Raw genomic sequence first — 12,338 nt, forward strand, 5'->3', positions numbered from 1 at the left:
ATGTTTTATCTTGTTCTCAAATTAATGAAGGTTTAAATTATAATTAACTCTCTATCATAACATTTTATCACTCTTGTCAATATGTTACAACCACAAATTTAAGGGGCTGTCTCACAGTGGTAAATTACTACGTTATGAAATATTACACTACTAATCATGAATATAGAATAAATAATCTACGATATCTAATAAACTACTTACTCATAAAACAAAAGATTATGAACGATTTTTTAATATTCGCTCTTATATGTGTAATTTTCAAAACCTTGTACTTTCCTGAAACAGCCCAATAGATGTTAAAAGCTAACACCAACCTATATCTAAATGTTTAATATCTTGATCTTCTTCCCATAAATCTAACCATATCACTATCTAGCATTACTACTTGCACTAATACAAATATACCAATGTATATTATTATATCACCTATACTAATCACCTGTGTGATTGGAAATGGTTTTTGTATTGTTATTATTTGAGCTAATTGCCCGTAGTCAGTATCTGACGTTAATGGTGTATAAAGCGCTACATTCCCTCCTTGTATTAAAGATACAAGGTTATTATATCCTGCTAGCTTCAAGCCTTCAACTGATATAGGTATTTTACCACCATTTGCTATAAAACAGAATATGTTCATCAAACCTCCTATGATGATTAATATCACTGGTCTATATTTTAGGTTCAAAAATAATCCTATAAATAGAATTACGTATGAAGCAATGTATAATTCTTTTATGTATTTTAATATCGTTGTATTTCCTGTAGCTCCAAATACTATTATTGACAATTGTATAGCCATAGATACTATAAATAGCCATACGCTTTTGAATTCTAGATAGCCTAATCTACCTATTTTACCGTTTCTAATTAGCCCTGTTAATATTGACAATACAAAGAATATGAGTATCACATATATCACTCCTTTAGTGTATTTTGCAGTTTTTTAGGACAATTTATACAAGTCTGTTTATGTTTTATATCATTTTATCATAAATATGTTATTTGTAGTTCAATATATCTAATTTTACTCAAAAAAATTGTGATTGTACAATAAAAGGGGCATATCAACATATCTAGATAGCCCCTTAATTATATTCTTTAATATATTTTGATTAGTTTAAGTGTCTGTATAAACTTAGTTGGATATTTAGAACAGTGGCTCTATCAATCCATATTGTCCATCTTTTCGTTTATACACTACATTTACTTCTTCTGTTTTTGCATTCATAAATACGAAAAATGAATGATTTAGTAACTCCATTTGTAAAACTGCTTCTTCTTGAAACATTGGTTTCATAGCAAATTTCTTGGTTTTAACTATTTTAGACTCTTTATCATTAAATAGTGTATTTGGGATATTTTCAAATCTTATTGTATCTCCATTATGCACCATTTTATGAAGTTTTGTTTTATGCTTTCTTATTTGTCTCTCTAATACATCTATTACTCTATCAAGTGATGTATACATATCGTCTGTTTCTTCTTCAGCTCTTATTATACCTTTTGGCAGTCTAATGGTTACTTCTATTATCTGGCGGTTCTTTTCAACACTTAAAGTAACTGTAGCCTCTACATCATCTTGAAAGTACTTTTCTAACTTTCCAAGCTTTTTCTCAATTGTGTTTTTCAAAGCGTCTGTTATAAATATAGATTTACCACTAATTATTGTTTTCATAAACTTCAGCTCCTTACTTTTTAGTGTTTATTAACTTATATTAATAAATTCTACAAATAATACTCTTTTACCTTCAATTTTATAAAAAATAATTCTTCAATATGTGTTAATAACTAGTCTTTATGGAATTATTTTTCTATTTTTCTTGCTTTCAAATTCCAATCTTTAGTATTGTTATCTAATTTACATGAAATTATAAGTTTATCCACAGGTTTTTTTATATTTTCAACATATAGATTATTTGCATGTGGAATAAATACTAATACATTTCTATAATCAGCTAATTATAGGTAGATTCAAAAATACTTCTCATCATCAAAACAGCTAATTTTCAACGTTTTATACTCTTTCATTATCCATATTTCCCCACTATTAAATATGTTAATTATCCACATAAATTGTTCAAAATAAATGTTGATATTTATATTGCAACCCTGTGGATAATGTGTATAAGTCTGTGGAAAACCCTTATATGGGTCATATTTATCTGTGGATAACTTTGGATCTTATCGCTAGATAATTAAATGTTTTAAATTATACATTTGAAAACTTTGTCCTATTTTCATAATTTTTGAAGGAATTTGTATTTGTTTTATAGAAATAGCTATAATGCTAAAAACAAAGGGGGAAAAATAAATGAATAAAAAAATTATTAGCTTTTTAACTTTAATCTTATGTATCACAATGCTCAGTACTAGCACTATCTTTGCAAGCAGTAAAGTATTCTTTACTAACGGTAGTACTTTTTATTTTGCTAGAAAAGACAACGGTACTACTTGGGGTTGGGGTTATAATGAAAGAGGATGCCTAGGAGATGGTACTAAAGCTAATAAAAATACACCGACTGAACTTTCTAATTTAGACGATATTAAGCAATTAGCAGGTGGTAATTCTTTTAGTATGGCTTTAAAAAATGATGGTACTGTTTGGGCTTGGGGCTATAATTTATGTGGTCAATTAGGTAACGGTACAACTACAGATAGCTGTACTACTACTCCTGCTCAAATTGAGAACTTAACAGACGTTAAAAAAATAGGTACGGGGCATTTTATTAGCTTTGCTTTAAAAAATGATGGTACTGTTTGGGCTTGGGGTCTTAATACTTATGGTTCAATAGGTGATGGTACCCAAGGTACTCATAAAAGCATTCCTACTCAAGTTGTTGGATTAACTGATGTTAAAGATATATGTGCTGGACAATATCATACGATAGCTTTAAAAAATGATGGTACTGTTTGGGCTTGGGGTGTAAATGGTTATGGTCAATTAGGTACTGGTAGTCCAAATGACAGAAACGTGATCCCTACACAAGTACCAGGTTTAACTGACATTAAATCAATAGGAGCTCATGCTGATGGAGGTATAGCTTTAAAAAACGATGGTACTGTTTGGACTTGGGGAAAAAATGATAACGGACAACTTGGTAATGGAACTACTAATAATAGTCGCGTCCCTGTCCAAGTATCTGATCTAAATAATGTTAAAGAAATTGCAGGTGGTTACTACCACTGTTTGGCTTTAAAAAATGATGGTACCGTTTGGACTTGGGGCTATAACGCTAAGGGCCAATTAGGCAACGGTACTACAGAAGATAGTCACACACCTATCCAAGTAAATAGTCTAACTAATGTGAAAAGTATAAGTGGCGGACAAACTATGAGTACTGCTCTAAAAGAAGATGGAACTCTATGGACTTGGGGTGGTAACGAATGGGGCGAAATAGGAAATGGTAATAATGAAAACCAACTAACACCTTACATGGTTATGGATTTAACTTCCAATGAAATACCGACTATAGACATTAATTCAGTAGATAAAACTAAAGTTGGCAAAGAAATAGTAGCTAATATTGAAATACATAATGTTACTAACATATGTGCCGAAGATATAAAATTAACTATAGACACAGATAAGTTTGATTTCGTAAGCGCAGAACCTGAAGAAGGTATGAAAATATTACACCAATCGTCTGAATCTGCAGGCTCTTACAGATTTATTGTAGCATGCCTTGGAGAGGAAAATGCAGCTAATGGTGATAAACGTTTATTAAAAATAAAACTGAAAGCCAAAGCTCGTGGCGAAGGAACCATAGATATAACTAAAACAAGAATAGCAGATAATAGTACATTAGAAATGAATATTGACTCTAAAAATTGTGGTGAAAAAACAATTTTAATAGAAGGTTATGCTGATGTAAATAGAACAGGTGACTTTACTTTATTAGATTTAGGTATAGATGCTTGGTACTATGGTAAAACAGCTGATGCTACTGATAAAACAAAATATGATGCTGATACTGTTGTAAATGGTAGTATTGATAATGAGGATTTAAAAGCAATTGTAACTGAACTATTGTCTAATTCAAACTATGAATTTAATAATTAATCTTTAAATTTAAAGTGCTTATCAAGGTATTTTCTTAATGATAAGCACTTTTACTTATATTGTAGACCTTTATGTTATTTGTATGCAAACACACTATACTTTTACTTAATATATCTCTTAAATATTATTGAAGCATTATGACCCCCAAAACCAAATGAATTTGATAATACGTAATTAAGTTCTAAATCACGACAACCTTCTACTACATAGTCAAGATCACACTCTGCATCTTTGTTTTTATATCCTATTGTCCCATGTATACAATTTTCTTGTATTGATTTGATACATGCTATTGCCTCGACTGCTCCTGCTGCGCCTAGCAAATGTCCTATCATAGATTTCGTAGAACTTGTGGGTATATTCTTTGCATAATCTCCAAAAACTTTTTTGATAGCTTTAGTTTCTGTTTTATCATTTATTTGTGTTGATGTACCATGTGCATTAATATATGATAAATCGTTAGGATTTATTGATGCATTACGAATAGCTAGCTCCATTGCTCTAGCTTCCCCTTCAACAGTTGAAGCTGTTAAGTGATATGCATCACATGTTGTACCATACCCTACCACTTCAGCATATATCTCTGCGCCTCTATTCTTTGCATGCTCCAGTTTCTCTAAAATCATCATCCCTGCACCTTCGCCCATGACAAATCCATCTCTGTCATTATCAAATGGTCGAGATGCTCTATATGGATCATTACTTGTTGATAATGCATTTAAGTTTGTAAAACCAGCTAGAACAAGTGGTGTTATACACGCTTCGCTTCCTCCTGTTATTACCACATCTGCATCCCCACACAAAATAGCTCTATATGCTTCTCCAATTGCATTTGTTCCTGATGCACAAGCTGTTATTATGGTGTTAACTATTCCCTTTGCCTGCAGATCAATAGCTATATTAGCTGTTGCTATATTAGGTATAAATTTAGGCATCAATAAGGGAGAAACCCCTCGCATGCCATCATTAATCAAATTATTAGCTTCTTCCTCAAGTGTAGTGACACCGCCAACACCGTTGCCCATGATAACGCCCAATCTATATTTATCCATATTCATAGAGTCTAACCCTGCGTCTATATATGCTTCTCGTGATGCAACTATCGCAAGTTGTGAAAAACGATCCAACCTAATAAGTTGTTTTGCACTGAAATGCTGCCCTGTATCAAAGCCTTTTACTTGAGCCGCTAACTTCACTTTGGACTTTTCTACATCAAACGTTTTAATATAGTCAATTCCACACTTGCCTAACTTCACATTTTTCCAAAATTCATCTACATTATTTCCTATAGGTGTTACTGCTCCTAACCCCGTAATCACTACTCTATCTTTTTCCATTTTTTATACCGCCACATTATGCTCTATAAAGTCCACAATATTGCTAACAGTTTTAAACTCTGATAGAACTTCTTCACTAATTTCTATTTCATACTGCTTTTCTAAAGCTAGTATTATCTGAGCCATATCTAACGAATCTAGATCTAGTTCGTTGTATAAATGACTATTAATTTCTATCTCATTTTTAGGAACACCTGAATTATGCTCTATTATATCCTTAACCTTCTCTAATACCATTACAAAACCTCCTAAATTATAAGTAGCTTTAGAACTTCTATTACTTAATACTCTCATGCATTGTCAACTAATTTTTAAAATATAGTTGACAATAGAGTTATAATACTATATTTTATATATAAATACAAGTATTTAAGGAGAAATAATTATGGTTAATCTCTCACAAAAATTATCCATTTTAGATAAAAATGGACTGTACCGTGATTGCAAATATATCTGCTCTGAGCAGAAACCAATTATAAATATAGACGGTAAGAATGTTATTGTATTAGGATCTAATAACTATCTTGGTCTTTGCAACCACGATGATATAAAGCAAGCTAGTAAAAAAGCTATTGATATGTATGGTGTAGGCTCAGGTGGCTCTAGGTTGACTACTGGTTCTTTTGATTTGCATAATGAATTAGAACAGAAAATAGCACAATTTAAAGGTACTGAAAAAGCCCTTGTGTATGGTACTGGCTATATGGCAAATATAGGCGTTATCTCCGCTCTTTGCAATAAAGACTGGGTTATTTTTAGCGATAAATATAATCATGCTAGCATTGTTGATGGTTGCTTATTAAGCGGTGCTAAGCTAGTAAGATATAAACATTGCGATATAGAGGATCTAAAGGTAAAAATAAAGACTCATATAGGCAAAAACAATTTGATTGTAACCGACGGTATATTCAGTATGGATGGTGATATAGCACCATTAAATGACATTGTAAAATTATCTTTAAAGTACAACATTATCACTATGGTTGACGATGCTCATGGAGTAGGTGTTTTAGGTGAAAATGGCTCTGGTACTATATCCCACTTTAATCTCAATGATAAAATACACATTCATATGGGTACTTTGAGCAAGTCTATAGGGTCAATAGGAGGATATATTGCTGGAAAAAAAGATTTAATAGATTACTTAAGAAACACTTCAAGAAGCTTTATTTTTACTACATCTTTGCCCCCTGCTAGTATTGTAGCTTCTCTTAAAGCTATTGATATCATCCAAAATAATAATAAAATGCGAGAAAACTTCCAACATATGATTAAGTGGTTTAGAAAAGAGCTTTTATCATTAGGCTTTGAGGTTGCTCAATCAATCACTCCTATTGTGCCTATAATAGTTGGCAGTGCTGAAAAAACTGTTCAGTTTAGTAATATATTATTCGATAAAGGTATATATATACCTGCTATAAGGCCTCCTTCTGTTCCTAGAGGAACAAGTAGATTAAGAGCTTCTCTTATGGCGACTCATACTTATGAGGATTTAAAATATGTACTCAAATATTTATATCAATATGGTAAGAAACTTGGTGTAATATAATGCACAAAAAAGTTTTATTAATATTATCTGGATGGGCTGTAGATTCATTTGTATGGACAGGTTTAGTAAATAAACTAGCGAAGATTTTCAAGATATATATAATATCATGGAATGATGTTTTAACAATGGACTGTTTTAAAAACAAGGTTATAAATATAATAAAGCAAAATAATATAGGAAGTTTTTCTATAATAGGTTGGTCTTTAGGATCTTTGGTTTCTATAGATATTGCTTGCTCACATTTAAAAAAACAAATAGAAGGTATGATTTTAGTTAGTCCTACTAAAAAGTTTATACAACAAGATCTAAGTAGTAAATATTTTGGATGTACAGAAGATATATTAAAAAATATGATTTTAAGCTTAAAGGAAAATCCCAAGCGGACAATTAATAGTTTTTATAAAAAACTCTTCAGTCTAGATGAAATTAAGAAAGGGTTCTATGGTAGTTTTATTAGAGAAAACCACCATAATAATTTAGGTAGCAAAAATAAAGCTAAAAAAAATGAAGCATTGATTTTGGGTTTGGAATATCTCTTACACAAAAATACTTGTGAGTATATAAATACTATAAATATACCCACTATGATTATACATGGCGTTGATGACAGAATATGTCCCGTTGAATATGGAAGAGATGTGGATAATCACCTTAAACATTCAATATTCAAAGAATTTAGCCAAACTGGCCATATGCCTTTTTTCACATACCCTGATGATTTTCTAAGAATAGTTACTAATTTTTTTAATAAGGAGATTGATTTATTTGATAGATAAAGAGAAATTAAAAAGAAGATTCAGTAGAAATGCTAAACAGTACAATAAATACTCTAATGTCCAAAAAATAATGGGAGATGAACTACTTAACAATATTCGTGATATGACTAATAAGGCAAATGTAAACAACATATTAGAAATTGGCTGTGGAACAGGTTATCTAACAAAGGCTATATTAAAACACTTTCCTAATGCACATATTACAGCTGTTGATATAGCTCCTGGTATGATTGAACATGTTAGAACTACTATAAATAGTAATAACATATCTTTTGTATGTGATGATATTGAAACTATAGCTTTAAAACAAAAATACGATTTGATAATATCTAATGCAACCTTTCAGTGGTTTAATAGTATGCATAAAACCATAGCAAATTTACTAGGAAATTTAAATAAAAATGGAACAATGATTTTTTCTACCTTTGGTAATCACACTTTTAAAGAACTACATCATTGTTTCCAAGAAACTAGACAATTACTAAATATAAAGGATATTGTAACTCCTGGTCAATCTTTTTTTTCTTTACAAAATCTAAAGAATATTTGTCATGATATAGTAACGAAAAGTAATGCTGAATATAATGTAGATTTATCTGAGGATTTCTATGTAGAATATTTTAATTCTTGTATGAATTTCTTATACTCTGTAAAAAAAATAGGTGCAAATAATTGTCTAGCGGATAGTACTCCATTGGCTCCTCAATTTATAGAAAAAGTTATGAGTTTATATGATGACTATTACTCTCAACATGATAAAGTGTGTGCTACATATCACTATATACTTACTAGTATTAAAAAATGTAGTGTGTAAAAATATTATAGCTTCATACTACCATCTCATCCACAATAAATTATTAGTTAAAATCAAAGTAGCAGTTATTTAGGGACTTTTCCCTAACAACCGCTACTAATAAAATCATCTTCATTATATGTTAATGGAATTTAGCTCCCACTCTATCTTTTTTGATCAATCATTACTGAATTACTAACATTTTTATAAGTGTTATAACCACTGACCATTTTCTTTCCTGTATTGATATTTTTAAGTTTTCCTTTTACGTTTTTAATTGCCTGATTCAATGTAATGCAGTTTTTCTGCTCTATATCTTTTATTTTTTTAAGGAGTGATAATATATCAGCTGTTGATGATTGTAGTTTTTTAGCCTGAGGATATTTTTCAGTATCTAAGTCCTCCATACTTTGTATTCCTTCTTTGTTTTTAAATTCATTAATTAAATTAAAGAATTCAAGATCTATATTATCTACTTTTTTTATTACAATCTCTTTTAATTCCACAAACGTTTCTATATCTTTTATATTATCATCTGATTGTACTGCTGTTGATTGCTTCTTTGTATAATCATATATCTGGTTTAAAAAATCTATTTTCTCTTCTAGTAATAAATTCATATCATTTATTAATTTCTCAGACATTTAACTCACCTATTTCTGTTTTTTAGCTATATTCATAGCTTCTTGCCAAGTATTTCTCATATCTTCAACTATAGGTATTATATTATCTAATAGCTCTGGTTTTTTTTCTATATTTGCATCTATTAATACTCTCAATATGAATTCGTATAAGTCTCTTAATCCCTGTGACAATTCGTACTTCATGTCTAATGTTATATTTAATTCTTGTATTATATTTTGTGCTTTTATATTAGTATTGTGTGCATTTTGTAAGTCTTTCTTCTCTATATACAACTTTGATTGCTTCATAAATTTTATAGCACCATTGTATAGCATCAGAGTCAACTCCTGAGGACTAGCTGTCATAACCGAGTTCTGCTGATATTTATTATAAGCATTATTTAACATCATAATACCTTCCTTTTCTGCTATTTATCCACCCATTTGTTGTGTAAGCCAATTACTCTGAGATTGCATTTTCTTTAATGCTTTCTCCATAGCTGTAAACTTACTCCAATAACCATCTTCTTTTGATTTAAGGTATCTTTTCATATTATATATGTCTTTTTCTATCTTTTTTTTGTCACTATCAAGGTCGCTTATACTTCCTTTTTTCGTTACAAAATCTACTAATATATTAATCTGTACTTTTCTAAAGTAATCATTATTACCACCTGTTCCTGCTTTGTCAATTACTTTTTTGATTCCATCTGTGATATCTGCTTGTATCCGAGTAAATATACCACTAGTCTTTCTAATAACCTTTTCGTCTTTTTCCAATGGATCAGGTTGTTTGAATAGCACTTCCAATACACCATCTACATTGTCTTTTATTGCTTCTTTTAATCTAGATTCATCTATTTTAAGCTTACCACCAGTTTGTCCTTGACTATATTTATCGGTTGTAATTCCAATATCAAATAAAAAGTTTATCCCATGAGAAGTACCTTCTATTTTCTCATATAATCCACTTCTAATATTACTCAATGTACTTGTAAACATACCATCATCTCTTAATAGACCACTTTTTGCTTTGGTTGTCCACATTTTAGCTTCTTCATCAGACATCCCTTTTCTTTGCTCCGTAGTAAGAGGTTTAAAATCTTTGTATTTCTTCTCTCCTAGCTTTAGAGAAAATTCGTCTACTAGTTTATTGTATTTATCTACAAAACCTTTTATTTTTTCATAAACAGAATCCACATCAGTGCTAACATTTACCTTAAAATCTACACCTTCTGCTTTCAGCTCCATATCTATTCCGTATATTTTTACGTTGTTATCTGTAATCTTTATATTATTTGCACCGTTAAAGTTTATTTCTCCATCTGCTCCTTTATATACAGTACCATAATCAATCGCTAATTTCAATTTATTATTTGTTCCTGCAATAAAGTTCACTGTAGAATTTACTCCCTGTGTTATTTTAAAACTTTCCTGCTCACCTGTTTTTTCTGTTTGAAAAAAGAATCTATTAATAGATGCATCGTATACTGCTTTTACTCCCAATCCTTTTTTATTACCATCTCTATAATTATTAATATCATTAGCAATATCAGCTATAGTCTTATCAGTCAAATCACTACCACTATACTTGAATGTATGCGATACCCCCTTACCATTTTCTATAGTGAATTCAATGATATCTGTATCTGATAAATTAAATTGGTTTTTTAGTGGAGCAAATTCATTGTCCAATTTTGCTGAACTACTAATAGATATATTTTTAGCTAACCTCGTAACATGAACATCAAAGCTTCCATTTACAGCACCAGCTGTTGCACTAACTTTAGCATAATCCTTATTTGATGATGTTGCTTTTTTTACCCAGTTAAAATTTCCTACGCTTGAACTAGAAAGCTTACCTGTTGATGAATAGCTATCCAACCCAAATTCTTTTCTCGCTTCTAATACAAAACTCGCTAGCTTTTTATTATATTCGTTGTATAGCTCTGTACGCCATTCATTTAATTTTTTATTTTGATTAAGGACATCCATTTTTGCATTTTCTGCTTTCATCAGATCCTTTATTATCTTATCTGTATCTATACCTGATGCCAAACCACCAATTCTTAGACTTGAATTCATTAATATCACCCTCTCTTAGTCTATTATATTTTTTCGTCTACTAATATCCCTGCAACTTCCAAGAATTTTGCCACCATGTCTAGTGTTTTCTCTGCAGGTATTTCTCTAATAACCTCATCCTTCACAGTATCTATAACTTTGACCATTATTTGCTTTGTCTTATCATGTATTGAAAACTCCAAGCGTCTATCGTAGACTATAACACTTTTATTCGCTTGCTCAATTGCATGAATTATGTCTTGTTCTTGTACTTTCGAGTTTTTAATGTTGTTTTCTTCTTTTGACGTGTTATTTAATCTAATATTGATATTCGGTTTACTTTCACTTTCTGTTACCTTTTGAACTCTATTAACATTATTAGTTTCTATAGAACCTGTTATTTTCATATATGATACTCCCCCTTCTACCTCATAAGTATTATTTTTATAACTTATTAAAAAAGTCACTCAAACTCTTAATATCCCCTTTGTCATTCTTTGCTGCTACTTTATTCATGTCCTTAATATCATCACATATTTCTTTTCTGTATATCTCTATATCTTTAGGAGCTTTAATCCCAAGCTTTACTTTGCCATCAACTACATCCATCACTATAACTTCTATGTTATCATTTATAATAATACTCTGGTCTTTTTTTCTAGTTAGTATAAGCATTATTTTGCCTCCTGTTTTGCTTCCTTTAAAGCCTCTACAACATAAAACTTCACAGGATAGTTTCTATTTTCAATAATTATTTGTTTTGCTAACTTTGAGTTTATATTGATAATCAATGGTGCAGCTAAATTAGCAGTCATTTTACTGACATCGTTAGGTATAACTATTATGTTATATACCTCTATGTCGTTTATACTATGTATCTCTAGTAAGTCGTCTACTTTTTTTGGTATATTAAAATCGTAGTCTTTCTTATATATAAATGGATTCATTATTACAAATGATAATTCTGTATCTTCTATTGATTGTAAATATTGAAATGGAGTTCCTTCTTCTGGATTTATAATTACAAACTCTTTTTTATCTTCAAATCCTATCAAGCCTTTTGGAAAGTGTATAACATCTTCCTCTTTTATGTCCATTTCTCCAAAAAATTTAGTTTGTATTTTCAATAATAACAC

Annotated in this window: 14 protein-coding genes; 4 read left to right on the forward strand and 10 right to left on the reverse strand. The window is 30.3% G+C overall.

Annotated features, from left to right (window positions below; genetic code table 11):
• Positions 1–328: 328 nt before the first annotated feature.
• Both P3X86_RS19080 and hpf read right to left on the reverse strand, forming a co-directional pair.
• On the reverse strand, positions 329–910 hold the full coding sequence (locus P3X86_RS19080; protein ID WP_483294330.1) for a DUF5317 family protein: 582 nt from the start codon (positions 908–910) through the stop codon (positions 329–331).
• Between the two features lie 237 nt (positions 911–1,147).
• Complete coding sequence (hpf, locus tag P3X86_RS19085) at positions 1,148–1,675, reverse strand: ribosome hibernation-promoting factor, HPF/YfiA family (protein ID WP_483294331.1); 528 nt, start codon at positions 1,673–1,675, stop codon at positions 1,148–1,150.
• 636 nt (positions 1,676–2,311) lie between these two features.
• On the opposite strand from hpf, the gene P3X86_RS19090 reads away from it, so the two are divergent.
• A complete protein-coding gene (locus P3X86_RS19090; RefSeq protein ID WP_483294332.1) occupies positions 2,312–4,060 on the forward strand; it encodes an RCC1 domain-containing protein in 1,749 nt (582 codons plus the stop codon).
• Between the two features lie 101 nt (positions 4,061–4,161).
• Here P3X86_RS19090 and fabF read toward each other — a convergent pair whose 3' ends face one another.
• Both fabF and P3X86_RS19100 read right to left on the reverse strand, forming a co-directional pair.
• Positions 4,162–5,397: a beta-ketoacyl-ACP synthase II gene (gene fabF / locus P3X86_RS19095; RefSeq protein ID WP_483294333.1), complete on the reverse strand. Its 1,236-nt coding sequence runs from the start codon at positions 5,395–5,397 to the stop codon at positions 4,162–4,164.
• A gap of 3 nt (positions 5,398–5,400) precedes the next feature.
• Positions 5,401–5,634, reverse strand: coding sequence for an acyl carrier protein (locus P3X86_RS19100; protein ID WP_483294334.1), 234 nt, complete (start codon positions 5,632–5,634; stop codon positions 5,401–5,403).
• A 148-nt stretch (positions 5,635–5,782) separates the two neighbouring features.
• Between P3X86_RS19100 and bioF the strand changes: the two genes are divergently transcribed.
• The 3 genes from bioF to bioC are packed head-to-tail and all read left to right on the forward strand — an operon-like array spanning position 5,783 to position 8,536.
• On the forward strand, positions 5,783–6,946 hold the full coding sequence (gene bioF / locus P3X86_RS19105) for an 8-amino-7-oxononanoate synthase (RefSeq protein WP_483294335.1): 1,164 nt from the start codon (positions 5,783–5,785) through the stop codon (positions 6,944–6,946).
• Positions 6,946–7,722, forward strand: coding sequence for an alpha/beta fold hydrolase (locus P3X86_RS19110; protein WP_483294336.1), 777 nt, complete (start codon positions 6,946–6,948; stop codon positions 7,720–7,722). Before bioF ends, P3X86_RS19110 begins: the two co-directional genes overlap by 1 nt.
• On the forward strand, positions 7,712–8,536 hold the full coding sequence (gene bioC, locus P3X86_RS19115; RefSeq protein ID WP_483294337.1) for a malonyl-ACP O-methyltransferase BioC: 825 nt from the start codon (positions 7,712–7,714) through the stop codon (positions 8,534–8,536). Before P3X86_RS19110 ends, bioC begins: the two co-directional genes overlap by 11 nt.
• Positions 8,537–8,679: 143 nt before the next feature.
• On the opposite strand, the gene flgN is transcribed toward bioC, so the two are convergent.
• Genes flgN through fliW form a run of 6 tightly spaced genes read right to left on the reverse strand, consistent with a single transcriptional unit; the run spans position 8,680 to position 12,329 of the window.
• Positions 8,680–9,159, reverse strand: a complete 480-nt coding sequence (flgN, locus tag P3X86_RS19120) for a flagellar export chaperone FlgN (protein ID WP_483294338.1) — start codon at positions 9,157–9,159, stop codon at positions 8,680–8,682.
• Positions 9,160–9,168: 9 nt separating this feature from the next.
• Positions 9,169–9,549 carry a flagellar export chaperone FliS gene (fliS, locus tag P3X86_RS19125; protein ID WP_483294339.1) on the reverse strand — a complete coding sequence of 127 codons (381 nt, stop codon included), beginning with the start codon at positions 9,547–9,549 and terminating at the stop codon, positions 9,169–9,171.
• Positions 9,550–9,570: 21 nt separating this feature from the next.
• On the reverse strand, positions 9,571–11,223 hold the full coding sequence (fliD, locus tag P3X86_RS19130) for a flagellar filament capping protein FliD (RefSeq protein ID WP_483294340.1): 1,653 nt from the start codon (positions 11,221–11,223) through the stop codon (positions 9,571–9,573).
• Between the two features lie 23 nt (positions 11,224–11,246).
• The gene (locus P3X86_RS19135) at positions 11,247–11,609 is read right to left on the reverse strand and encodes a flagellar protein FlaG (protein WP_483294341.1); all 363 of its coding nucleotides are present in this window, start codon (positions 11,607–11,609) and stop codon (positions 11,247–11,249) included.
• 37 nt (positions 11,610–11,646) lie between these two features.
• Positions 11,647–11,877 carry a carbon storage regulator CsrA gene (gene csrA, locus P3X86_RS19140; protein WP_483294342.1) on the reverse strand — a complete coding sequence of 77 codons (231 nt, stop codon included), beginning with the start codon at positions 11,875–11,877 and terminating at the stop codon, positions 11,647–11,649.
• A complete protein-coding gene (fliW, locus tag P3X86_RS19145; RefSeq protein WP_483294343.1) occupies positions 11,877–12,329 on the reverse strand; it encodes a flagellar assembly protein FliW in 453 nt (150 codons plus the stop codon). The genes csrA and fliW overlap by 1 nt, the downstream gene beginning before the upstream one ends.
• Positions 12,330–12,338: the final 9 nt, after the last annotated feature.

Source organism: Abyssisolibacter sp. ZYX002, from assembly GCF_056892235.1.